Raw genomic sequence first — 25349 nt, 5'->3', positions numbered from 1 at the left:
GCTGAGAGATTGAGCACTCAAAAATGAGGCAGAGGCGCTCGCACTGCTCTGAGTGTAACTGTTCCCTCTAGCTCTTGAAAAAAGCATGGCTATAACGGAGTAAGAGGGCGGAGACTGGATCAGGGAGGATCGTGGTGAATTTGGTTGAAGATTCCTGGCTGCCAATTATCCGGCGATGCGGTATGCAGGAAAGAATTGCTCCTTGGCAAATTGCCGAGGTGGATAATCCTGTCGTAGACATTTGCACGGTACGACCGGATTTTCGCGGGGCGCTGTTCCAGTTTTTAATTGGCCTGTTGCAAACAGCTTTTGCACCTGAAAGTGTCGATGATTGGGGAGTCTACTGGAAAAAGGCGCCTACTGAGGAAACACTGAAATCACGGTTGCAAAACTACGCTCCCAATTTTGAATTGTTTCAAGAGTCCGGGCCTGCATTTATGCAGGACTTGGAATTGAGTGTGGGGGAATCAAAGTCGATTGCTGCCCTACTGATTGAGGCGCCGGGCAGTAAAACCTGTAGAGATAATCAGGATCTATTTATTAAGGGCGGTAGGGTGCAGGGTGTATGTCCCAGCTGTGCCGCTAGTGCATTGTTTACCTTGCAAATTAACGCCCCCTCCGGAGGAGTGGGGCATAGAACCAGTTTGCGTGGTGGTGGTCCTCTGACCACATTGATAATACCAGAGGCAGATGATGCCAACCTTTGGCAGAAATTGTGGCTCAATATCCTGCCACAAGAGGAATTTGGGTCAAGGTCTGAAAGCTCTGATAGTTGCATCTTCCCCTGGCTCGCTCCCTCCCGCCTCTCTGACAAACAAGGTTCCTCTACGTCTCCCAATGATACCCATCCCCTGCAAATGTACTGGGGTATGCCGCGCAGGATACGTTTCCATATCCCGAGAGAAAGCAAGGGTTACTGCGATCTTTGTGGAGAGCAGACGAGTCAATTAATTCGGGAATATACCACTAAGAATTATGGTATTAATTACGAGGGTCCCTGGATTCATCCCCTTACGCCCTATCGACGTGATCCCAAGAAAAAAGCCCCACCCTTGAGTTTGAAAGGTCAACAGAGTGGCCTCGGTTATCGGCATTGGTTGGGGCTTATGTGGAATGACCATTCAAATGGCGATGCAGCGAGCCGGGCGGTGCGCTTATTCCATGAGGAATATGCAGAAATTCTCGAAGAACTTGATTTGAATGTCGATGTACGCCTGTGGGGATTTGGCTATGACATGGACAATATGAAAGCGCGTTGCTGGTATGAACAGGAAATGCCAGTACTGCCTATTTCCCCTGAGCATCAGTCGCTATTTATTCAGCTGGCAGGGCAGCTTTTAACGGCTGCAAAAGATACTTTGAAAGAGCTGCGATTTAGGGTAAAGGCTGCCTGGTTTAATAACCCTAATGAGGCTAAGGGGGATTTTTCATTTGTCGATCAGGCGTTTTGGCAGGCGACGGAAAGCCAGTTTTATCACTCGCTCAAGCAATTATCCCTCGAATCCAAGAAATCCCAATTTACACCTGCACCGGTGGCTATTGCCTGGGCACACATATTGAAAAAAACGGCCTTGGCGCAGTTTGATCATTGGTCAATGGAGGGCTCTGCGGAAGACCTGAAATTGCAGCGAGTGACCCGGGCGCGACGTTTTTTAAGAAATAAGCTCGCCAGTCTGGCAAGTTTAAAGGCTCTGGATAATACAGCCAAAGTTGAGCAACAACAGGAGGAATTGTGATGGCCGGATATCAATATCTTAGCGATACAGATGTGAGCCGACTGCGCGAGTGGCACCGCTGGCTCAATGACAAAGCTGGCAGGGCCGATCGAGCGCGTTTGCGCCGTGCGGTGGAGCCTATGGATGTAATGCCTACTCCAGCCTTTATCCGTTTTTTAAAGGATATGCCTGAGCGCTGGCAGAAAGATGAGCAAATTCGTATCGAAGATGCGGCTCTGGTAGCCACCGTAATTGCACACGTAAAAACTGATAACACCAGCAAAACAATTGATGTTGATAGCAGCGAGGCTATGGATATCAGTTTTGCCCGGTCCCTGGCTATGCCCCGGGAGAGAGGCGGGCGCCCCCCTTTAAGTGAGCTACGTTTTTTTCAGTTGCAAAAAAGTCGCGATACGGCTGAGTTTTACCGCCGCATAGTACGGGCCCTGGCCCTGCTGGATGGCAGAGCCAATATAGCTTCTCTTGCCAATGATTTGCTGCACTGGCAAAGAGAGATGCGCACGATTCCGGCACGGCATCCACAGGAACGCCTGGCTGTGCGTTGGGCAACTGATTACTACGCCGTATTACCAGATTGAGAAAAATTCAAAAGTTTCCAAATTAAAGGGGTCTTAGGGGCCTAAAGAATTTTTAAATGCTATTCCCATAACAACACTAAGCACAGAGCAAAGCCTGACCGATTGACAGTGACTGTTGATCAGATACCTGAGAAATGAATCGAAGTAATGTGATGGCCTGACGGTCGCAACAAGGAGAGATTTATGAGCCGCTTTATTCAATTGCATGTATTGACCGCCTATCCCCCTGCGAACCTGAACCGGGATGACTTGGGGCGGCCAAAAACAGCGAAGATGGGAGGTTGTGATCGCCTGCGAATTTCCTCCCAGAGCCTTAAGCGTCACTGGCGAACGTCGGAGTTGTTCCAACAGGTATTGGCAACGGAGCAGGGGGATAGCCTCATTGGCACCAGAACCAAGCGTCAGGGGGTACTGGCCTATGAGACTTTATTGGAACTGGGCGTCTCTGAGAAAAAGGCCAAATTGTGGGCGCAGAAAATTGCCGAGCAATTCGGTAAGTTAAAAAAGCCGGAAAAAGATAACCCTCTGGCCGATTTGGAAATCGAGCAGTTGGTTCACCTCAGTAGTGCCGAGCAAAACGGGATCAATGCACTACTGAAAACCTTGGCAGAAGAGGGGCGGGAGCCGGAGAAGACAGAGTTGGATTTATTGCGCAAGGAAAACATGGCAGTGGATATCGCCTTGTTTGGCCGTATGCTCGCTTCCAAGCCCACCTATAACGTTGAAGCGGCGTGCCAGGTGGCCCATGCACTCTCGGCTCACTCTGTAGTGATTGAAGATGATTATTTTACTGCGGTAGACGACCTGAATGATCGCAGCGAGGATGCCGGTGCTGCTCACTTGGGGGAGGCGGGTTTTGCTGCGGGATTATTTTATTCTTATATCTGCATTAACAAAGAGCTGCTCATTGAAAACCTGGGCGGGAATAAACCCCTGGCCGATCGAGCTGTAGCTGCGCTGACTGAGACAATCCTTAAAGTTTCTCCCAGCGGTAAACAAAACAGCTATGCCAGCCGTGCCTATGCCTCATATGTCGTGGCCGAAGCCGGTGACCAGCAACCGCGCTCTCTCTCTGCGGCCTACCTGAAGCCGGTTGATCGCTATAGCGAGGATTACGCCCATGACGCTATTGATGCACTGCAAAAGCAATTGCAGAGTTTCGATAAGGTGTACGGGGATTGTGCCGATAGCCGCTATGTTCTCAATGCCGTAACTGGCGAAGGTAATATCGAGGAACTTTTGGCCTTTGTCAGCGAATAGGTGGCGCTATGGAATACCTAGTATTTCGTCTTTACGGTGCCATGGCTTCCTGGGGGGAAGTGGCTGTGGGGGAATCCCGCCACAGCGCACACTACCCGAGTAAATCCGCTATCGCGGGACTATTTGGTGCGGCACTGGGGATACCTCGGGAGCGAGAGGACTTACACCAGAGCCTGGCCCGGCAATATCGCCAGGCGGTAAAGGTGCTGAATGTCGGTACTTTGCTAAAGGATTTCCACACGGTGCAGGTCCCAGATTCCACTGGCAAGCGCCGCTACCATACGCGCCGGGATGAGCTGGTTGTAGGGAAAGCGCGTCTGGGAACCCTGTTATCCCGCAGGGAGTATCTGGTGGATGCGCAGGCGATAGTGGCCCTGAGATCCTGTGAAGAGGCTAACTGGTCTCTGGCGGAGCTGTGTGAAGCCCTGGCCCGGCCAAAGTATCACCTCTATCTGGGGCGAAAAGCATTTCCCCTTTCAGCCCCCACTGCCGCACGGGTGATCGGTGCGGACAATTTCCGCAGCGCCCTGGATCATTATGAATCCCCGGAGTTGCTGGATTACCAACCGGAATGGGCCCGGCAGGAGCGCTGGTTGCCTACAGAAGAGAGTTGTCGTTACTACTGGGAGGGTAGCTTGGATGATTTCTCTGCGGAAGATGGAGTGTTTTCAGCAGGATCTGTACAGCGGCTTAGCCGTCTCGATCAGCCCCTATCTCGCAAGCGCTGGCAGTTCCAGCCGCGTATTGAAAATCTCTGGCAGTCATAAGGGAGCGGTTATGTATTTATCCAGAGTTCAACTATCTCCCTCGCTGGCGGTGCAGAAGCAGCTGGCACGGTTGCTCAGCGAAAACAGCTACGGTATCCATCAAATCTTGTGGGATCTTTTTGATGGTGATGAGCGTTTTTTATTTCGTGAGGAATCCTCGCGGGAACAGCTGCTTAGCAAACGCAATCTACCGGTGTATTACCTGCTGTCTAAAGTCCGGCCTGCGCAGGACAATCCGATATTTTTGGTAGAGACTAAAATCTTCGAGCCCCGCTTAAACCCCGGCGATCGGCTGGCCTTCCGCCTGCGGGCGAACCCTACAGTTGCTCGTAAAACTGAAGGGCAAAAGCGCGGCAAGCGGCACGATGTGCTGATGGATGCCCAATACCATTGGTTGAGGGAGCAGTGCGAATTGCATGGTTTACCTGTTGAAGGTGGCAAAGGGCAGCTGAAGCAGAGCTTGGTGCAGGAAAAGCCGGAGCAGTTTGACCAGGGGCAGATTGAAACCCGGTTACAGGATGTCAGCCAAACTGCCGCCCGCAGCTGGTTAATTCACCGGGGGACGCGCCTCGGCTTTGATATTTACCCACCAAAACTTCACTGCAATGGGTATCGTTGGAATTTGTTACATAAAAAGCAGCGCGGTGCTGGTTTCAGTTCTGTGGATTACCGGGGAGAGCTTTTGGTTACTGAACCCGAATTATTTATAAAAAATATTTTTGCGGGTATGGGGCCGGCCAAAGCATTTGGTTGTGGATTGATGTTAATCCGCCGAATCTGATTGGGATAAATAGAGTTGTTATACAACTGGAAGTGTTTGAGAGCGAGGGCTGGGATTCAAAAGTAACGGCAACGATACTGAGACTTTAGAGGATAGCAAATAGGCATATTTAGAGAGTTCCCCGCATCAGCGGAGATAAATCGACCGGTGAGATGATGGTCAAACCAGCTTCATACTGTTCCCCGTATATACGGGGCTAAACCGGAGGGTATCCCGTTATACACTCCTTTCCGAATAGGTTCTCCGCATAAGCGGAGTTGCACCGGTAATTGCGCAATAAGGCGATCTTAACCGAGGCTGTTCCCCGCCCAGGCGGGGTTAAACCGTGGAAAATCGTCAAAGCTGCACGGTAATGATTCGGGCTATTCCCCGCTGCTGCGGGGGTAAACCGAGTGTGGGGTTGGGTTGTGCCGACACCTGAGTTTGTTCCCCCGCTGGGCGGGGTTGGACCGTAGCCGATAGCGCACGGACATTAGTTCTGAAAATGTTTCCCCGAAGGCTCGGGGATGTAATTAGGGTGTGCTATGATCGCGCTCCATTTGCGCGACTGTTCCCTGTTTGTACAGGGGTAAACCGGATAAGGCATGGCCTTTGTGCTCTGCGCAAGGTGTTCCCTGAATACTCGGGGATAAACCGACGATGGAGAAGTTGTCGGAGTGCATCCTAGTTGTTCCCCGCTTTCGCGGGGCTGCACAACGACTTTTCCCTTCTTCTTTTTCCTGTAGATTTCGCAATCGAAAGCCCCGCAGTGTATTACCGGGGGCTTCTGAATTTTGGCTGAAATTATTGGATGATTACGCCGGTATTACTCTCGCCGCCGATCTGGAAATTAAAAGCGCGGCCATTAGAACCTGTCTGAGTAATTTCCTTGGTGTGATTGTTACCAATTTGCAGGCTAAAGGCTGAGTTGGAGTCACCGCTCTGGGTGATGGTGATGTTATTACTATCGCCAAACTGGCGGGAGCTTATTGAAAGAGACTCACCAGCCTGTTCGAACGTTGCCCGGTTATCGAAACCCAATTGACGGGTGAATATATCTACCTCTGTTCCAGCCTGCTCGATATTGGCAACATTCTGCAACCCGGTTTGTTCATTGGTCGCGCTGATCAGTAAGCCGCCTTGATTAATAACAACCACATTATCAATCAGGAACTGTTCGCTGTTCATGGAGTTGAATTCGGCACCCAGCTGGGAACCCGTAATCTGGTTGGTGGTACCGGTCTGGCGTACATCGATACTGCTACTCAGTGCAGATTGTTCTAAAGCCGCGTTGTTGCCCCCACCATTTTGGCGTAACTCAAGGGTATTAAAGGCACCGGTTTGGGTAATCGAGGTGATATTGGCATCGCCGAGTCTTTGGATAATCAGAAGGTCATTGAACAGACTGTCTACTTGGGTTGCAAAGGCGAAGTGGCGATTGTTTGTTTGCCGTAAGGTCATACTGCTGCTGACACTGGCAAATTGTGCGAGCCCGCCATAGATATCGCTGCCATCCTGCAGTATGTCCAAGGTGCCATCGATTGTGGCAACCAGGCTGGCGGTGGCAAAGTCGTCCCGATCAAACTGAAAGATTAAAACGGAACTGCCTATATTGCCTGCAGTTTCCTCTACCACGGCACTTTGCCTTTCGCCATCCTGGAATACAAAAATGCTGCCGTTAGCACTGGCTTCCTGGCGACCAATAAAAAAGTGACTGTCTCCATCCTGGATATTGGTAATGGTATTACCGCTGCCAAAGCGCTGTTCGATAGTGGAAGCATTGGAGGTACCAAGTTGCAGAATAGAGACCTGGCTGTCGAGAGAGAGTTCTTGGGTGATCTCGGAAGTATTTTGCGATCCGATTTGTGTATTGGTTGCGCTTAGAGAAGCACCACCGGATTGAGATATCGTGGTCTCGTTTTGACTGCCGATCTGGGAACTCTGAATACTACTGTTAATAACACCGCCACTTTGAGTGGCGGTAGCGGTATTAGTATCACCTATTTGGCGTTTGATAATAGTATTGCCGAAACCCGCTTCAGTTTGGTCGGAATTTGCTGAGTTACCTGAACCGATTTGTTCCAAGTCAGTAGAGTTGGTGCCCAGCGCATTGCCGCTAAAGGCAACCAGTGCGAGTGTCGCAATACTGGCGCATAACTTCATGAGTAACTCCTTTACTACAAAACTTCCAAGGAGCCCATTCGGGGCTGCTAATGAACATCGTCCACTCGCACTTCACAAGTAGACATCAAAAACTACGAGCCGAATACATCAGTATGGGATCTTAGCTACTGCTAGCCGTCTATCTAAGCGCCAAATTATCCCTATGGGATAAACGGATGCCAGGTAGCTTTTACTTTCAGTAGCTATTTCCCGCCGAATAGAAAAATTATTGCTGGCATCGAAGGGGTAGGATATGAGAAATAAGTATTGAAAATGTAGGAAGAAAGTCCCAGGGATGTGACTGGGAAATGGCGGCGATAACTGCCTTTCATTCTCTCGGGAATTATCGTGGGGACTTTCGACACTCGCGGTCCACGCGTTTTAATAAAGTGGGGATACGGTGGTCTCCATGCATCTTTTTCACCAATTTTTTGGCTTCCGGCAAAGGGAGACCGAGGCTGCTGATATACAGCGGTTTTACACTTTTTCCCCGCAGCAGCTCCGCCTCAACAGGGGTGTCCTTAAACGGTTTCTTGGCGACACCGATGATGGGAACTTCCTGCTGGAGAGCGGAGTAGAGATGGGCACCCAGACCCGGTTTTTGTTCCCCTCCGAGAAATACATAACCATCGATAACAATCAGTTCTGCTTCTATCTTGTGCTCCTCGATTAGGGTGAGGATACAGGGGAGTTCTCTCTTGTAGAAAGCACCGGGCTCATAGGCCAAGGTACTCTCTATTTTACTGAGATAGAGTTGCTCGGGCTCAGGAGCTGACCAATTCTCAAAGCCGACCCCGGCTACCATTGCTCCGGGGTCCCGGTAATCTACATCTACCGCCAAAATCATATTGGGAGCCTTTTTACCATTGAGTCGAATGTTGCAGTTGGTTCAGGATACTTCCAGTTTTGCCTGCTTTAACAGCTGCTTATGAGTCGCTTTGTAGTGCTTGCCCAGTGTTTTGGATTTCTCAAGGATTTCATTGAACAAGACATTGGCCTTTTCCACCTGGGATTGATCTTTCAAGAATAAGGCAAAGTAAAAAGTTGCTTCTGGTCCGCTATAGTATTGGTACAGCGTTTCATACTCGTGGTGGGCCTCTTTTACTTGCTTCAATGCCGCTAGTGTACGAGCGTAAAGTAAGTGAGCATCCTGATTTTTAAAATCGGGGTTCTTTTCGATTAATTGGTCCAGTGTTTCCTTGGTCAGTTCAAACAGATTGAGAGCAAACTGACAGCGTGCCAACCCAAACATCAGCTCAGGGTCATCCTGATGAACCCCCTGGAGGCACTTTTCATAGAGAGTTTTTGCCTCGTGATAAAGGCCGCGTTTCACGCATTCATCGGCCATGCGCATAGAGTTTTCCACATTATTGGAACGGGACAACTCTTGTGCAGCCTGATGGATATCCCGATTGGGATTTAGAGTTTCCCGCACCGTCCTGCGCGCATTTTTGGCACTGCGTGACTGGTTTAATTCCGGCAGGATTTCCAGGACCAGGTAAGCAATAACTCCGGCCATGGGCAGCATCACCAGAACCCAAATCCAAGTGGTGTTGCGCCCGGTTTTGAGCACGTGAATTACAAAAGCTGCCTGAATAAGGATGGATAGAATAAGAAACGGCATAGGGATTACTCTTCTTATTTTCGCTACTAACTTTTCGTGGGCAAGGTTAACCGAGTTCGCTTAGAGCACAAGAGCTGTGGATCACGGAGTTGTGCACCGGGGTACCACTCTGTATTGAGTGCACAGTTGTCGCAATATACTACTGGGCCACTGGAATAAGCCGTCTAAGATTTCTGGGGATAAAAGTGACCAGTGCCCTAGACACTTGAAACTATGGCGCATAGGGAGGTGAGCCAATGGCTCAATTGTCGCGACGGGAATTTTGTTTTGCCACTGGGGCATTGGGGGCGGCCTTGCTAACAGGGGTGTCGACTTCCAAAGCTGCCCAGGCACAGAAGGGGCGCCGTCAGGCTCTACCAATTCCCCCGGAGTTGCGTGCAGATGGGCAAGGCCGGATTAAATTGGCAGCGCGCCCGGGCAAGCAGTCTTTCCTACCGGGGGTGACTACGCGTACTTATGGGTTCAATGGTCCGTTTTTAGGTCCGGCGATACGGGTGCGCAAGGGCGAGAAAGTAACCGTCAGCGTGGTCAATCATCTGCCGCAAAATGTAACTGCGCATTGGCATGGACTAATCGTACCCGGCAATGCCGACGGTGGTCCCTATATGCCATTGAAACCTGGAGAAACCTGGACCGTAGATTGGAACATAATTCAGCCCGCCGCCACCTTGTGGTTTCATCCCCACCTCTACCCGACAACCGCCGAGTTGGTACTCAAAGGCTTGGCGGGATTGATTATTATCGATGATGAAGAAGGCGATGCACTGCCGATACCTTCGCGGTGGGGTGTGGATGACATTCCGTTAGTGATTCAGGATCGCCGCTTTACCGATGATGGTCAGTTCTTCCATCGCTTTAACGAAGTGACGGTTGCGGCGGGCTATTGTGGGGATCGACTTCTGGTTAATGGCGTTATTAATCCGGTGGTCAGGCCACCTAAAGGCTGGGTGCGCTTTCGTATTTTGGATGGCTCCAACGGACGCAACTATCGGCTTGCCACCAGTGACAAGCGACCACTCTACGTGATCGCCAGCGATGGCGGTTTTCTCTCGGAACCAGTGAAAGTAGATGTACTGCCTATTGCTGCAGGAGAGCGCTATGAAGTCATGATCGACACCCGCGATGGCAAGCCTTTCGACTTCCAAACACTGCCAGTGCCCCAGCCAATAATGCGCCTGCCACCATTTGATCAGGCCCACAGTTTTCTCAGTGTGGTGCCTGGAACATCTGAGGGAAAAGGACAGTTGCCGGAGAGCCTGGTATCCCTGCCGACAATTCCCCAAAACCTGCCACCAATCAGTCAGAAGCTGGTGATGCAAATGAACCGACAGAGGCAGGCGCAAGCAGTGATTGGTGCAACGGGGCTACCACAGATGGTTGCCGCCGGTACGACCAACCCCGATGTGGTGGCCAAAGTATTGAAGCTGATTACTGAGGGGCCGGCATTGCCGTTAAAAGAGCAGCTAACTGCGAATGCGATTAATGGGGTTTCCTTTGCATTTACCGAGCCAGGATTTAAGGTTGCGAGGAATAAGGATCTGCGCTGGGAGATCTCAGAGGGACAGGACCAAATGCTACACCCGGTACATATCCACGGCTGCCAGTTTCGAGTCACAAAATACAATAATGCAGAACCGCCACTCTATATGCGCGGCTGGAAAGATACGATGCCTATATCCGATGGCGGCAAAGCGGAAATATTTGTTCGTTTCCCGCTGCCGGCGATGCCGGATATGCCCTATATGGCGCACTGCCATGTTTTGGAGCACGAGGACTCGGGAATGATGACAGAGTTTAGTGTCTCCTGACTTTATTCGCTGCTATTCTGTCAGCGTCGCTTCTGTTTCCTGTCTTCCTTATGCTGTAACTTGGTAGCTTTCCTGATCAGGTTTTGGAAGTTGGGGCACTCCAGCTGATTGACCTCGGGACAGTTGGCCACATGGCGTAGCCCATCGCGCATAGCTTCGAGTCGGCGGATATTCTTTTCCAGATCGTCGGCCCTGGCGAGGAGCTGCTCCCTGTCGATAGCGGGGTTGCCATTAGAGGAAAACATCTCGCCAATTTCATCCAGGGAAAAACCGGCGTAGCGGCCAAGGGAGATAAGGGACAACTGTTCTATCACTGTGGCTTTAAAAATTCGGGTAATTCCCCGACGACCACATGACTTTATCAGGCCTTTTTCCTCATAATACCGAAGTGTGGAAGAGGGGAGTCCCGACAGTTTGGAGACTTCGCGTATATCCAGTTCTTCCCTGTTATTCATCGCTTATTGACCTCAAGCTCACTTGAAGTTGTATGCTAGTTTCACGCGTCATTACTGGCAAGTCAAAGTTCAGCTTATGCACACCGCGAAAAGTTATTCCGAAGACCCAATTTCCCAAGAGGCTGCTCAGGTTTCCAAAAGAGGAGTCCTGGTCACCTTGTGTTTGGCGACCTTGCTCGCAGCCTTGGGAGTCAGCGCAATTAATATGGCGCTGCCTGTACTAATCGAAAGCTTGGGGGCTTCCTTCAGTAATACTCAGTGGATTACCGTGGCCTACATGATGTGTATGACTGCGACCCTGCCTATTGCCGGAAGCCTCAGTGACAAGCTGGGTCGCAGGAAATTGTTTCTAAGTGGCGGATTGATATTCACCTTATCGACATTACTTTGCGCGCTGTCTTTCAATGTTTGGACTCTGGTTTTTTTCCGCGCAATACAAGGGGTCGGTGCCGCGATGTTCGTGGCTGTGTCTATGGCTATTGCCAGCGACGTTTTCGATAAAAGTGAAACGGGAAAGATAATTGGATTACTGGGCAGCCTGTCTGCGGTTGGGACTGGCATGGGCCCTATTGTGGGCGGCTTGATTGTCGAAAACCTGAATTGGCAGGCTATCTTTTGGTTGGTAGTGCCGGTGGGATTGGGGGTGTTCTTTCTCGCATATCGAACTCTGCCGGAAAACATAGTCAGCGAAGTTGTTGATGGCAGAAGTCGATTCAAACGCTACCTGGCCGCAGCATTCCTGTTCTTTAGCATTGTTTTTTATACCCTGGCGATTAAACCATTGGGAGAGGGATATTCCGCAGTTAATGGCATTGCTATCGCTCTATCGGTGATATTTGGTGTGGGGTTGTTTTATGTCAGGCAGAAAGTACAACCCCTGCGTGAAGGATTTACGGAATCTTCTGGAAAGCAGACATTCTTGGCGAATGTGGCTGGAAACTTTTTGGTGGCTTCATCGGTAATGAGCAGCCTGATTGTAGGGCCTTTTTATTTGACTCTGGCACTGGATCTGGACCTTTTTATCGCAGGGCTGGTGATGACAACCGGATCATTTATGGTGGCTGCTTGTTCAAATCTTGCCGGTCGAGCCGTGGATCGATTCAATAGTCGAGGTATCGTATTACTGGGTCTGGTAATTTTGCTTTGTGGAGCCTTGGGAATGGGGCTGCTCAGGGTGGAGCAGGGCTTGGTAGGCTATCTGGTTTTTTCCGTCACTATGGCAATGGGTTACGGAACCTACCTTTCGACAGTTAATACCATGACCATGAATAGCGCCCGGGCCGAAGTTCGTGGGCGTATTTCCGGGTTTCTCAGCCTTTCACGAGGTTTGGGTTTATTGACCGGAGCTTCAGTGATGAGTGTGATTTTTGTAGGGCTTGTACCCAGCCAGCCCCTGCAAGACATGAGCCCGTCACAGATAGCGGACGGCCTCAATGCCGTTTATCGCCTGGCATCAGTGTTCTTGTTAACCGCATTAACAATACAGATCGTGTCTATTCTTGCCAGCAAGCTTGCTTCCAAAACGCAAAATTAACGATTACCTCCAGAGCTATAAAGTAAACCCATTAGCGAGTGCTTCGTTTTAGTGAGCACTCGCGGGTATTAATAGCTGCTGGAGCTATTAATACCCATCTCTATTTCCTGATTTATTCCTATTTTCCAGGCCAACGCTTTTACACTTCACCCACGACTTAAATAGCTAAAAATACAGGCACAGATCTGGTTGACTTAAAGCTGGCTTCAAGTTGTATCTTGAATTTGTGGATTCGCAGTAATTTTCAACAAGATATCGAGAGAGCTTTAGGAGGACCAATCAGTGACGAATTCTTTGAGACAGTGTGTTGAAGCACTTAAAGCGAATTGGCAGGGACTTGATACTTCATCAATTGTGAGATGTCGAGAAGCCCTGGGAAAATTGGCGGCATCAAATCCTGATGAAGCATGGTTGGCTGATCTACACAGTCGCCAAGAACCCAGTGTAGAGTTATACCGGGATGAAGATAAGGGTTTTATCTTACTGGTTCATGTGGAGCCTCATGGGCTCTATCGCCCACCACATAATCATGGCAATGGCTGGGTATTTTACGCAGTGCAACATGGTGAAGTGGAGATGTCTACCTATGGTTTGCTCAATCAAGACGATGGTGAACAACTGGTGAGCCGGGGCTGCTATCAAATGAAGCCCGGTGACTGTAGTGCGTTCTTACCAGGGGATATTCACGATACTCGTTGCCTTTCCGACTATGTGTTGATGTTTAGATTGACCAGCTGTGACTTTAGCGAGGAGAAGCGTGAGGGTCGACTTAGAGTGTTTTCACCAAGTTTTGAACCTATCAGCGTATAATTTTTGTTGGCCATTAGGTAGCAGGTGTGCCAGAGAGGAAGTGTAAAGAAAATAATCTCAGGCACAAAAGCCCTTAAAGTATTTCCCTTTGTGTTTGGGGGGCACATTAAGCTCTCTGTAAGTCAACGGAAAGTGAGTGTTCCCCCGGTTTACTCCTACTATTACTACTGAAATATCATTCCGGTATTCCCGTTACCCGCCTGATTAGCGGTGATATTTCCATTCATCTCATCTTGTGAAATTTCCATAAAATTATCCAGCCCATTTTGCTGAGCTGTAGTAAAACTCAAAGAGCCACCCTGATTTGCTGTAATCTCATTAGTCATACCGACCTGTGTCGTGCTTATATTCATAAATTCTCCCTCTTGTCGGGTAAATAAAATATTGTCTGATCCAATTTGACTTGATTGGGCGTAGCTATTTTCAATGAATATTTGCAACACACTCGCATTATTACTATCGCCGCTCTGGGTTATCTCATTCATAATGGATTCGCCAAAATTCTGTGCGCTTGTCGCATCGTTTCCTATTCCATTTTGTGTAACTGTTGCCGTGTAGAAGGCACCTCGTAGTTGAATAAGGGCACCGTCATTTGAAGTTCCTGTTTGGAATAATGACCCGGTATGGAATTCACCACTCGTGGCGCGAACAAAGCCTATATTGCTCTGTCCTGATTGAAATAGGTAGCCAGTATCATTGAGTGAGTCAGTTTGGAGCATCTCAGCATCGTTCAGCTGCCCTTCCTGGTAAATCTCCCCGACAGTATTTTCTGTGAGAAAATGGGTGCTCAATGCAATTTGGTTATCGCCAACCTGTTGTATCAATATCATTGTTGAGTTGCTTTCTTCCTGACTGGAAGAGGCATCATTGCTGTTGCCGGTTTGTGTTTGAATTATCGAGCTAAATGAAGAGTTTACAGTTTGTATGGCTTCAGCTGAATTGGTATTACCTGTCTGCGACTGATCTATCAGGTTGTTTTCAACGGAGGGATCGGTTTGATCTGCGACTGCCAGATTTCCATCGCCCGTCTGTTCCACATTGGAAGTATTGCTGTCGGCGCGAATAGCCATACTTGGCAAAAGAAGTATGACCGCAAAAAGGATATGGTGTTGCTTCACAGAAAACTCCCAATGTTGAATTGACTAAAATGCATATTTGTTTGAGGCTTATGGCGATGATTTAATAATGTTGATAAGGTGAAGGGTTGCTAGTTTCGGCTTATTACTACTGATATTGCCGACTTAAGTGTCGTATGAAGTGGGGGGAATGCCATGGGATATAAGTACTTTAAACTTGAGAATAAAGTCACTTTTTAGAAGGTTGGTACTTATTGAGTTTATTATTTGCTGACTGTGGGTCACAGTGATATTGGGAGATTATTCTCATTTACCCATAAAATAAGTACATTGTTTCAGTAATAATGACGGATGCGGCTACAGAAGTTCTCAAAGTAACATTGGGTCGCAACTATCTCTTCCCTGTTCATATACTTCCCGGTCGATCGGTTAGGATAATTTGCCAATTAAAGATACATTTTAGGCTTACAAATCCCTTGTGCTGTATTTTTTTGCAATTAATTCCTCGTTTAATAATATTTGCCCACTTGCGCACATCATCTATGTCTAGGTGGTCACGAAATATTTTCTGTATGTCTGGAACCATTCCCCCTGGGGTTTATCGAATTTGCTGTGTACGTATGGGGTTATATGAACAGCGTACAAAAATAAAGTAAGTATTTGTAAAGGTTTTTAAGGGGCGCAAAGGCAGCTGCATTTAATCGAGTGAATAATAACGGGAGAGGGGATGTTGCCCTTCGCTGAGTTCAATGACTTTGATCGCATAAAACAATTTCATAATTGTCTACTGCTCAAATCGCAAACGCTATCCGTTACAGATCATTCACACGAGCTCTTAATCTCTATTTTTACAAGTAATACCTAGCAGTTCGGTGGTTGCCTCATCGCATAAAACTGCGTTTTTAAATAGAACCCTAAAAACGACAATTGGAGATTCTATGAGCCATATTTTTATTCGCACAGCCATAGCATCGGCGCTGATGCTGGGCGCTCAAGGTTTGAGTGCGGCACAACCCGCCGACGACTACGTTGCGGGGCAGAGTTATTCCGGTGGCAGCCAGGTTTGCTACGGGGGAAACTTATATAAAGCTCAATGGTGGGCAACAGCTTCTCAAATTCCCTCGGATGCCCTGACAGCAGAAAACCGCTGGGACTCCCCCTGGATTTTGGAGGAGTCAGGTGCGTGCGATACCAGTGGTGGCGATGACTCCAATTCTGGTGATGGTGATAACAACGACTCTGATGATGATACTGATACCGGTAATAACGGAGATACGGATTCTGGTAATAATGATGATGCAGGTTCCGGCAGTGGTGGTGGCACTGGTGGCTCCGATGACTCCGATACTTATATTTCCGGTCAAAACTATCGCAAAGGCGAAGAAGTTTGTTACGACGGCGACTTATTTGTTGCCCAGTGGTGGGCTAATGGTGACGACCACCCCACCGATGCATTAACGGCTGAAAATACCTGGGGTTCCCCTTGGCTTCTTAAGGAAGCGGATGGTTGCTCCAGTGATGGCGGCTCAGATGACGACACCGGCACCGGTGGCAACGATGGCGGCAGTGATAACGACGATAACGACAACAGTGACGATGGCAGCGATAATTCCGATAGCACTCCGATTACGGTCAGTGCTTCAGTGTCGCAGTCACAAATTACCGGTGGTGGAACTGTAACACTTGATGCCAGTGCCTCCGGTGGGGACGGCAATTTATCTTACAGCTGGGCCCAATTATCCCCGGCCTCTCCTGAAGCAGATATTGCCTCTGCGACCAGCGCATCCACCACTGTTACCCTACCTTCAAGCACCTTTGATGTGAGCTATGTCTTTAGCTTGATCGTCAGTGATGGTGACACTACTGAAGAAGCACAGGTAACCGTGCAAAACCTCGCGGTGGACGATACCGATGAAGACGACGATGATGATAATACCGATGGTTCTGAAAGCTCAGTAACCGCAAATATCTCGGCCTCAAGTATCAATGTAGGCTGTAGTGGAACGGTTAATCTGGATGGCTCAGGCAGTACCGGCGGCAGCGATATCTCTTACATTTGGAGCCAAACCAGTGGCCCGGTTGTAAAGATGACCAACTATACCGGCAGCGCTACCTCAGTGACCCTGTCTGAGGTATACAGCGATGTAACCTACACCTTCCAGCTGACAGCTTCTGACTCCACTCAAGCCAGTGATGTGGACGAGGTCTCCATTAGCCAGGATGGCTGTGCCGCAGCCGATGGCTATGTGATGGGCATCAGCGAACTGGAAGCTGCGGAAGAGTCGATTACCAGCAGTGATTCCCTGCTTCAGGAAGTAAAGGATACTGTTGAAACCCGAGACAACGCTGTGGTTGAGGCGGTACAACCTGGCCGCAGTGCAAACCCCGAAAATGTCCTCCGCGTTGAGAGTATCCTGTCTGAAGAAGACTGGGATTACCTTTTTGCCCTCAGAGCGGAAGAGTACACCTACACCAATTTCCTCCGTGCCGTAGCCAAGTTCCCAGCTTTCTGTGGTGACTATACCGATGGCCGTGATGCCGAGGCGATCTGTCGCAAGTCGATGGCGGTAATGTTTGCACACTACGCCCAGGAAACCGGTGCCCACGCAACAGGTTGGGAAGTGCCGGAATGGCGCCAGGGCCTGTACTGGTTGCGGGAAATTGGCTGGACAGAAGATACTTCCGGCGGCTACGGCGCCTGTGATGCTAGCAGCAGCTGGGCAGCAGAAGCATGGCCCTGTGCGATCAATGATGACGGTGGCTATAAGAGCTACTTCGGTCGCGGTGCCAAGCAATTGAGCTGGAACTATAACTACGGCCCTTTCTCCCAGGCGATGTATGGCGATATTTACACCCTGCTGGAAGCGCCGGAGTTAGTCGCGGATACCTGGTTGAACCTGGCCAGTTCCATCTTCTTCTTCGTCTACCCACAGCCACCCAAGCCAAGCATATTGCATGTAATTGATGGCACCTGGGAACCGAATAGTGTGGATCTGGCCAATAACCTGACTGCAGGATTCGGTGTTACCACCAATATTATTAACGGTGCGATCGAATGTAGTTCAGGTACTGAAGACTACCGCTCACAGTATCGGATCGAGTACTACCAGAGCACAGCGGAATACTTCGGTGTAGAAATTCCTGCAGATGAAGAACTCGGTTGTGCCAATATGGGGCAATTCCAGACTGGCGGTGCAGCCTCCCTGGATATTTACTGGGATAAAGATTGGGGATGGTCTGCGGATACCCCAAATAATGAGAGCTACGCATGTCAGTTGGTGAATTACCAGACTGCCTACTCAGCACTGAATGAGGGCGATTATGCCAAGTGTGTTGAAGGAAACTTTGATATGACCGTCGATTACCAAGACTAAAAACCACGGGGCTAAATAGCCCCCACTCAAACCCTTTCAGTGACCTGGTTCCCCCCCGCAGCCAGGTCACTTTTTTATTACCTTTCCTTCGGTGTTATCTTTCTCTAAACCTATCTACAGGCATATACATTCCTGTTAGACAAAATTTTAATCCAGGCAGTTGGGGTTAGCCGTTGTAAAAGTGTTGGAGATCCATGTATTGGAAGATGTACAGGCATCGGCATTGGCATCATTAAGGTCGAAGCCAAGGCCAAAGCCGCCCGCATCAACTCTGTTGCCAGTAATAAGGTAATTGGTTTGCGCAAATTCCTGCATCAATATGCCGCTAAAAATAATATTTAAAACGGTATTTTGCGTAATAATACCCCCGGACGAACTGCCGATAACGATACCATTCTCTCCTGTGTTTACCCCTTCAGCTACAGGCTCTATGGTGTTTTGTGAAACGAGAGCATAGTCCCCTTGGATAACAATAGAGTCCCTCCAGTTACCTACAATTTCATTTGAAAGTATGCTGTTAAAATCCCCATCGGAAGAGATACCCATTTCGGTATTTAAAGAAATTGTAGAACTGCTAACAAAGTTGTTATTGCTGGTTAGGGAAATACCTATTTCGTTAGTTTGCGCTAGGATATTGTAAATTCCATGAAATCCCGAGTCCTCTGCGCTGACGCCGGTATAACAATTTTCAATAGTCCCGTTTGAGAGAAAAGCCCCCTGACCAGACAAAATAATGCCAGTATTCAGCACGGGAAGTTCGGCACAGTGCACGGTAAACCCGTTCATATCCAGATTGCCGCTGGGACCGGATATGGTGATTGGCGGTGTGGCAGTGCAGAATAATATGTCTTCAGTCATTATTTCAGCGGTGGTAATGGTATCGCCGCACTGAACGTCGGCAAAAGATAGGGCTGGTAAAAGCACGGGTGCAAAAATGAATGGGAAATATTTTCCTGCCTGCATAGGGTTTCTTCTCTGTCAGTTGCTTTAAGGAAGCGCTTAAAAGAGATCCTTTGAGCGGATCTTCTGAGAAAAATATAGATATGATTGATTGGTGTGTGAGGTAATAGGTGACGGAGATCAGGCGTGGGAAATGGGTGCATGTTATTGATGTTTGCATAGATTCCAGCCAAACAGGGAGGAATAATTAGCGGCTAAGAACTTCCTGGATCGGCTGTTTTTATACGTACAGATTACTCTTTTTATTCTGTGGTATTGTGCTTGCGCCTTGTGTATAAGGCGGAAATATACGATAGGGCTAATAAACTATAATGCCGCCGGATATCACAAAGGATATTGGCGGCATGGTGTTACAACATATTTAAGAGCTACTTAAAAATAGGGGTGCCGGTTTACTCCTACTGTGTGACCTGGGCAAAGTTGGCGCTGCCGATTTGGATCGTGAAAGAGGAATGACCTTCACCAGATTGTGATATCTCCTTGTAATGCCCTTCGCCAATTTGTAGGAGTGTGAGGGAATTATTCAGGCCACTTTGTGAGATCACTGCTTCATTGGAATTGCCAATTTGGGCAACATCTGCACTGAGAATAGTGCCATCCTGCTGTAGGCTGACGGTATTAGCTGTTCCGATCTGTGCAACCAGCAAGTGTACATCAAGCCCTAACTGATCAGTATCCACTGCATTTTGGCTTCCGAGCTGAGCAATCTCACCACTACTTATCAGTGTATTTTGGTCGGCCTCAACACTATTTCCTGAACCGCCTTGGGTAATGATTAGGGAGCCATCTTCAGATAGATTCTGGTTAGTAGTTGCTGTATTTAAGGTTCCTAGCTGGGCAATAAATACACTATTAGAGTTACTAATAGTCTGGGTAGTTTCAGCGGAGTTCTGAGTGCCATTTTGTAATACTTCTGCACTATCAGAAGTGGCATCCAGCTGAGAAATCTTCGCATAGTTATTACCTCCAATTTGGGTAATAGACCCTTGAGCGGTGTCGCTGTCAATTTGATCAATACGGCCTGTATTTAATGATCCGACCTGAAGCAGAGTTCCAGTGCTACCAGACCTTAGCAGTTGCAGAATATTCCCCGTATTTGATACTCCAAATTGTTGAAGTGTGCCACTAGCAGAACTTATATTCTCCTGGTAAATTTCCGCAGAGTTTTGTTCTCCCACTTGAGTGGTGAGTGATGAGATTGAAGAGGTCACAACCTGTTGGGAGGTAGCGGTATTCGATACGCCGATTTGATTGACGATAATCGATCCGTCTGATGAGCTTCCCTGGCCAGCATTAGCGCTGTTACTATCCCCTGTCTGAGAAGTGTTGATATGCCCATTACTGGTATTTTCCTGGGCAGTCTCACTGTCATTGGCGACACCGATCTGGCTTTGCACGATGGTGCTTTCACTGGTTCCATCAATTTGGAGGGCATCCTCGCTGTTATTGACTCCAATTTGAGTTTGTACTATTAAGCTGTTGTTAACATCAGAGTCTGCATTATTGGCTGTGGCGGTATTACCTATGCCAGTTTGGTTTTGGATTACAAAATTGTTTTCGGCAAAAACCACACTGCTGATTGCCAACGCAAGTGAGCTAAAGATAAGTGGTGAGATTTTCATAAGTTACTCCTTTAAACTAAAAATCCCTAAATCATTGTCCGTTCAGTTACTGCTTCCTCCTTGTAAATCGAATTGACCACTGATATCCACTAGAGGCTCTGCCGATGAACGATACTGCATACAGAGCCTAATCCTGTGAGTTTTGGATATAACTATTGCTGCACACTGGCAAAGTTGGCATTACCAATTTGTAACGTAAATGAAGTTTGGTTTACATACACTTTGTGAAATTTCTTCAGAATGACAGCAGCCAATCTGGATTAATATCATCAAATTTCTCAGATCCGTATGGGTATTGTCTGCCTCATGGTACTGCCATTTTGTGTTACAGCGGTGCTCAGAAAGGCCCTACCTTGCTGTGAAGTAACAAAATTATTCTCGGCGATAGCAGCACTGCTGATGGTCAGCGCCAGGGAATCGGTAAGGAAGGAAGAGATTTTCATAAGATACTCCTTGACTACAAAATCTCTATGACAGCATATGGTGATGTTTAGGCGATGTGCTCATTAACTTTTGCATATTGAGTAGGTTAAGATGCCCAAAGGGCACCTTAACGAAAGTCTCTATCAGTCTACTGTATAAATGTAGCGCTATTGCCGTCTCCAAGTTGGGTAACACTGATAGCATCATTAAAGCCAGTTTGCGTAACCGATATGTAGTTACTGCTACCGTCTTGAGATAATGTTGCAGTGTTTTGCATGCCGCTCTGGGCCAACTCAATCAAATTCAAGTTACCTGCCTGCAGCATGGTTGCTGTCTCCATATCTCCATCCTGTGTTGAGGTAATTTCGTTCTCATCACCTTCCTGGGTGATATCCAGTGAGCCACTGAATGCTGATTGGCTAGCTGAAACCATATTCATATTTCCAATTTGTTCAACAGAGGATGTATCCGATGAACCGCTTTGTGTGACAGTAGCATCGTTTTGTGTACCGTCCTGGGAAATAATATTGGAGCTATTGTCAGTCGACGCCTGTAAGGCTGTAGCCATATTGGATGAGCCTGACTGATAAATTTCAATGTTGTCACTGGCTCCTGATTGTGTTGCCAAAGCCATATTATTGTCATCACTTTGGCTAATATAAATGTTACTTTCAAAAGCACTACTTTGTGTGGCAACCGCTAATTGATTATCCCCATATTGGTAGATGGATAATGTATTGTCTGCAGTATCAAAACTAGTAGCACTGGCAAAATTGGAGTCTCCGGACTGTACTACGATAGCACTATCGGAACTTGAGGTGTTTCTGTTAATTGAGGCATTGTTGAAATCACCAACCTGACTTATCAAGTCTGAATTGGTAAAGGAGTTAAGGTGAGATATCCCAGCAGCATTTTGTTGCCCGAATTGAATTGTGGTAGCGCTGTTACCAGAGCTTGCTGTGTTTTGCAATGTAGTTGAAATATTTAAGTCACCGGATTGGGTAATGACTACAATATTGCTGGAACTCGTGTCCTGAGTACTAGTAGCCAGGTTTTGATCGCCATACTGGCTGATTGAAATAGAATCAGAATCTGAGGAGGTTTGTTCAGAGCTGGCAAAGTTAGTGTCACCATTCTGGAGGATTTCACTGCTACCGTTTGAAGCGGTTTCCTGACTGGTTAAAACGATATTGTTATCCCCGACCTGGAGTGCTGATGCCGTAGTGCTGGTTGTGGCATCTTGTGTCGAGGTGACACTATTATTATCCCCCTGCTGTGTTTGATAAATGGCGCCGCTGACATTGCCATTAGTTTGACTGGCATCAGCGTCGTTGTTATCACCAATTTGTGTTTGCACAATAAGGTTATCAAATACGGTCGGATCACTTTGATCAGCTGTCGCGTTATTATCTGTACCCATCTGGTTCTGGATGACAGTATTTTCCGCATAGGAAATCCCACTGATCATAAAGGATAAGGCCGTGGCTATAAGGGAATAGGTCTTCATTGGATAACTCCTTTACCAATTTGGACTTTGGGTGGTAAGCATATACTCTGCCTTTAACATCCATATAAAGGCAGAGTGTTTTTCGTGTTTCTACGAAAAATTATGTGCGGTCAATAATGATTGGGAATCTAAAGTGGAGGCTAGTACATAAAAAATATCACTCTACTACACGATGATATGGTTTAAAGCCATAGTTTGGGTTGTTAGCCATTTGATTTATAGCGTCAGATCAATCAAAGGCTACTTTAATTTTTGTCGATGAATTGGTATGTAGCTATGAGAATTTAGTTTGGCAAAGTTAGGAATAAAGTCGAGTTTATGTTTTGACTGACTACGTACTGGGCTGATCTATATTTTATAGATTGACAAGAATATAGGGAGGTTGCGCCCTGATGATCACATCAGCTCACCGATCAGCACAGCTTTCGAGACAACCTTGAAAGGGCTAGGTTATTGCTGCTGGTAGTTTGCGCTGTTGTCACCACCTATTCGTAGTATGTCAGCACTGCTATTAACCCCCAGTTTGCATCATTTGTATAAAGTTATTGCTACCAATTGGGGAGAGTTCGACAGTATTTTGTCTCCCACTCTGGGTTAGACTGAGCCTATGATCGCTACCTATTTGGTGAGTGTAGAGGTGAGTCTCTTCTCCACTCTAAGTGACGTTTAAACTATTAATATATCCCTCCTGCAGTAGTTGCAGTTCGCTACTTGTGCCGCCCAAATTCACTGTTTTAATATTACTACTGCCGAGTTGATTAATAATGACCTCATTATTAGCTGTAGAGATAAGACTAATATCGATAGTGTGCCTGGCCCCAGCTTGTATAATCTCTACTTTGTCATTATCACTAACACTGTGAATTAGAAAAACCTGGTTGTCCGCACCAACTTTCTTGATATAGTCTATGGCCGAGTTTGTCGTGCTAATAAATACCTAGTTTTGATTGGTATCACCGATTTGAGCGGAAAGTGTACTATTATTAGAGCCATTGTTTGAATCTAGTATTGTTGGTTTGTTACTAAGTCCTATCTGATGAAATTGCATTTCTCCATTAATAATATTACCTTGTGAACTAGTGGCAGAATTTTCTGTGTTTTTTTGATAGATAGAAATAGAAGCATTTTTAGAGTAGGTTTGAACACCTTGGGCGTTATTTTGATGGTCTAACTGGATATAGTTAAAATGGCTGTTAGTAATGGAGTCTTGTAGTGAACTTCCCTGGTTGCTATCGCCAATCTGGTAGCCAATACTAGTAATATCGCTTTGGTCAGTAGTGGCACTGTTAGCGCTACCCTACTGATACAGTGATGTACTATTTGCTTCAGCCAAAGAATTTGTGGCAATAAATGAAGATAGAGCGACGTAAATACCAGCCTTGGTGTACATGATAATTCCTTTCTATGACCGAACATTAAGTAACAGTTTCCCGAAGTTAGTACTTCTATCATGAGTAAATTTTATATAAATAACCTAAGTTTTTCATAATAAGCTGCAAGCACTAGCTGGCGAATAAAATCGTACTTTTCAAAATTGGATCAGAGTATGGTGTTCTGGATTAAATGCTAGTAATCATTAAAAAGTAATTGCGCCAGCTTAAGATTCTATTTTTAATCGTTGCTATCGATATGGCTGCGCTAGCTTCTTCAAAAGAATGACGTAGTTTTTTATTCGTTCGAACGTCAATTATTTTAGGCAATTTTTCTTATGGTGGAAGCTATTATTGCATCCAAACTTAGGGGACTCAGTATCTCTGTGCTGAGATGTATTCTTTATTCTGAACTGATAGGAGTTGGATGTGAAAATTAAGCAGTCTGTAGATAAGGTGGCACTATTAGCGATAATGGCTTTTTCGGCGTCTTCATATTCATCAATTGCCTTGGCTGAAGTGGCTTGTGGCGATGTAATTACAACTGCAGAAGTGCTCACTGAGGACTTATCTTGTGATCTAACTACCGATGAACCTGATGCACTTACTATTGTCGGCCCAAGTGGCAGCTTAAATATGGGCGACTATTCCCTGACCTGTACTACAGGAGGAGACCTAGGTGGTGCAGGAATTCGAATCGAAGGCAATGGCGCCACCCTCACTGGAGGCGTTATAGATGGCTGTTTTGATGGAATTTTCTTAGAGGGAGAGGGGTATCACAAAGTACTTGGTACCGAAGTTGTTAATAGTGTTAATGATGGGATAGATATAGATAGTATTTACAATACTATAAATGACTGCGTTATTACTGATAGTGGTAGAGTCGGAGTCGATATGGATGATGACTACAATACTTTTTCTGGCTGTACCGTAACAGGTAGTGTTGCCGACGGAATCCAGGTGGATGATAGTTTTTCACGAGTTTTTAACAACACTTCAAGTGGAAATGGAGGAGCTGGTATTCTGATAGAAGGATCGTCAAATAATGTGATATCACAGAACACAACTACCGATAATGGCAACGGTGATAGCCAAGATGGTGGTATAGTTCTTATTTTTACTAATTCCAACTTCAATATTATTTCTGCGAACTCTTCTCTTGGTAATGATCCTTTTGATCTGAGGGATACAGTTGACCCTGATTGCAGTGGTACTAATATTTGGGTAAACAATGAATATCTCACTAAAGATCCAGATTGCCTGGATTGAAAATTTTTTTCGAGCGAGTCTTTTTTCAAAGTCTCTTAAACTGGTGGCTACATCTTGTAGGATTTCATAGCGGGCTTTATTTAACTTGTCTATAAAATTTATCAATCAGTTGTCTATTGGGAGCTTGTATGTTAAATATATGAGCTTCCTTTTTTGTGATTAGATTCTGGTAGAGTTCTACTGTACTTTCACATAAAGTAAAAAGCGTTCAAGATCAGTAGCTTATATAAGGCTCTCGAGTACGTGGCTGGTA

General features: G+C 47.0%; 21 protein-coding genes. 10 read left to right on the top strand and 11 right to left on the bottom strand.

Going from position 1 to position 25349, the window contains the following annotated elements:
• Positions 1-134: 134 nt before the first annotated feature.
• The 5 genes from casA (at position 135) to cas6e (ending at position 5122) form a co-directional block, all read left to right on the top strand.
• Positions 135-1736, top strand: a complete 1602-nt coding sequence (gene casA / locus ACJJI4_RS16540) for a type I-E CRISPR-associated protein Cse1/CasA (RefSeq protein WP_444925827.1) — start codon at positions 135-137, stop codon at positions 1734-1736.
• A complete protein-coding gene (gene casB, locus ACJJI4_RS16535; protein ID WP_444896171.1) occupies positions 1736-2314 on the top strand; it encodes a type I-E CRISPR-associated protein Cse2/CasB in 579 nt (192 codons plus the stop codon). Before casA ends, casB begins: the two co-directional genes overlap by 1 nt.
• Positions 2315-2497: 183 nt before the next feature.
• A complete protein-coding gene (gene cas7e / locus ACJJI4_RS16530; RefSeq protein ID WP_444915608.1) occupies positions 2498-3574 on the top strand; it encodes a type I-E CRISPR-associated protein Cas7/Cse4/CasC in 1077 nt (358 codons plus the stop codon).
• An 8-nt stretch (positions 3575-3582) separates the two neighbouring features.
• On the top strand, positions 3583-4341 hold the full coding sequence (gene cas5e / locus ACJJI4_RS16525; RefSeq protein ID WP_444925826.1) for a type I-E CRISPR-associated protein Cas5/CasD: 759 nt from the start codon (positions 3583-3585) through the stop codon (positions 4339-4341).
• A 10-nt stretch (positions 4342-4351) separates the two neighbouring features.
• The gene (gene cas6e, locus ACJJI4_RS16520; protein ID WP_413663212.1) at positions 4352-5122 is read left to right on the top strand and encodes a type I-E CRISPR-associated protein Cas6/Cse3/CasE; all 771 of its coding nucleotides are present in this window, start codon (positions 4352-4354) and stop codon (positions 5120-5122) included.
• Between the two features lie 512 nt (positions 5123-5634).
• Here the strand turns inward: cas6e and ACJJI4_RS16515 are convergent.
• The 4 genes from ACJJI4_RS16515 to ACJJI4_RS16500 all read right to left on the bottom strand — a co-directional run bounded on the left by ACJJI4_RS16515 (position 5635) and on the right by ACJJI4_RS16500 (position 8888).
• Positions 5635-5784 (bottom strand): hypothetical protein, encoded by a 150-nt coding sequence (locus ACJJI4_RS16515; RefSeq protein WP_444925825.1) that lies wholly within the window; start codon positions 5782-5784, stop codon positions 5635-5637.
• Positions 5785-5905: 121 nt separating this feature from the next.
• Entirely contained in the window at positions 5906-7264 is a 1359-nt protein-coding gene (locus ACJJI4_RS16510; RefSeq protein ID WP_444925824.1) for a hypothetical protein, read from the bottom strand.
• Positions 7265-7607: 343 nt separating this feature from the next.
• Positions 7608-8111 carry an endonuclease V gene (locus tag ACJJI4_RS16505; RefSeq protein ID WP_507021921.1) on the bottom strand — a complete coding sequence of 168 codons (504 nt, stop codon included), beginning with the start codon at positions 8109-8111 and terminating at the stop codon, positions 7608-7610.
• Between the two features lie 42 nt (positions 8112-8153).
• Positions 8154-8888 (bottom strand): tetratricopeptide repeat protein, encoded by a 735-nt coding sequence (locus ACJJI4_RS16500; RefSeq protein WP_444925823.1) that lies wholly within the window; start codon positions 8886-8888, stop codon positions 8154-8156.
• A gap of 236 nt (positions 8889-9124) precedes the next feature.
• Here ACJJI4_RS16500 and cueO point away from each other — a divergent pair, with 236 nt between their 5' ends.
• Entirely contained in the window at positions 9125-10696 is a 1572-nt protein-coding gene (gene cueO, locus ACJJI4_RS16495) for a multicopper oxidase CueO (RefSeq protein ID WP_444925822.1), read from the top strand.
• Between the two features lie 20 nt (positions 10697-10716).
• Here the strand turns inward: cueO and ACJJI4_RS16490 are convergent, their stop codons facing one another.
• Positions 10717-11151: a helix-turn-helix domain-containing protein gene (locus ACJJI4_RS16490; protein ID WP_282931385.1), complete on the bottom strand. Its 435-nt coding sequence runs from the start codon at positions 11149-11151 to the stop codon at positions 10717-10719.
• Between the two features lie 22 nt (positions 11152-11173).
• Between ACJJI4_RS16490 and ACJJI4_RS16485 the strand changes: the two genes are divergently transcribed.
• A complete protein-coding gene (locus ACJJI4_RS16485; RefSeq protein WP_444925821.1) occupies positions 11174-12685 on the top strand; it encodes an MFS transporter in 1512 nt (503 codons plus the stop codon).
• 282 nt (positions 12686-12967) lie between these two features.
• Positions 12968-13495 (top strand): hypothetical protein, encoded by a 528-nt coding sequence (locus ACJJI4_RS16480; protein ID WP_444925820.1) that lies wholly within the window; start codon positions 12968-12970, stop codon positions 13493-13495.
• 164 nt (positions 13496-13659) lie between these two features.
• Here the strand turns inward: ACJJI4_RS16480 and ACJJI4_RS16475 are convergent, their stop codons facing one another.
• The gene (locus ACJJI4_RS16475) at positions 13660-14613 is read right to left on the bottom strand and encodes a hypothetical protein (RefSeq protein ID WP_444925819.1); all 954 of its coding nucleotides are present in this window, start codon (positions 14611-14613) and stop codon (positions 13660-13662) included.
• Positions 14614-15509: 896 nt separating this feature from the next.
• Between ACJJI4_RS16475 and ACJJI4_RS16470 the strand changes: the two genes are divergently transcribed.
• The gene (locus ACJJI4_RS16470; RefSeq protein ID WP_444925818.1) at positions 15510-17945 is read left to right on the top strand and encodes a glycoside hydrolase family 19 protein; all 2436 of its coding nucleotides are present in this window, start codon (positions 15510-15512) and stop codon (positions 17943-17945) included.
• Between the two features lie 147 nt (positions 17946-18092).
• On the opposite strand, the gene ACJJI4_RS16465 is transcribed toward ACJJI4_RS16470, so the two are convergent.
• From ACJJI4_RS16465 to ACJJI4_RS16445, 5 genes are all read right to left on the bottom strand, one after another.
• Positions 18093-18908 carry a NosD domain-containing protein gene (locus ACJJI4_RS16465; RefSeq protein WP_282931390.1) on the bottom strand — a complete coding sequence of 272 codons (816 nt, stop codon included), beginning with the start codon at positions 18906-18908 and terminating at the stop codon, positions 18093-18095.
• A gap of 395 nt (positions 18909-19303) precedes the next feature.
• Positions 19304-20527, bottom strand: a complete 1224-nt coding sequence (locus ACJJI4_RS16460) for a hypothetical protein (protein ID WP_444915619.1) — start codon at positions 20525-20527, stop codon at positions 19304-19306.
• A 278-nt stretch (positions 20528-20805) separates the two neighbouring features.
• Positions 20806-20970: a hypothetical protein gene (locus ACJJI4_RS16455; RefSeq protein ID WP_282931392.1), complete on the bottom strand. Its 165-nt coding sequence runs from the start codon at positions 20968-20970 to the stop codon at positions 20806-20808.
• A gap of 128 nt (positions 20971-21098) precedes the next feature.
• Positions 21099-22457, bottom strand: a complete 1359-nt coding sequence (locus ACJJI4_RS16450) for a hypothetical protein (protein ID WP_444925817.1) — start codon at positions 22455-22457, stop codon at positions 21099-21101.
• 511 nt (positions 22458-22968) lie between these two features.
• Positions 22969-23079 carry a hypothetical protein gene (locus tag ACJJI4_RS16445; RefSeq protein WP_353057086.1) on the bottom strand — a complete coding sequence of 37 codons (111 nt, stop codon included), beginning with the start codon at positions 23077-23079 and terminating at the stop codon, positions 22969-22971.
• Between the two features lie 1177 nt (positions 23080-24256).
• On the opposite strand from ACJJI4_RS16445, the gene ACJJI4_RS16440 reads away from it, so the two are divergent.
• Positions 24257-25096: a right-handed parallel beta-helix repeat-containing protein gene (locus tag ACJJI4_RS16440; RefSeq protein WP_282931394.1), complete on the top strand. Its 840-nt coding sequence runs from the start codon at positions 24257-24259 to the stop codon at positions 25094-25096.
• Positions 25097-25349: the final 253 nt, after the last annotated feature.

The sequence above is a fragment of the Microbulbifer maximicatervae (SeqCode) genome (genome assembly GCF_052467305.1).
Note: the sequence above shows the minus strand (reverse complement) of the source record. Positions and strands in the feature narration are given on the sequence as shown.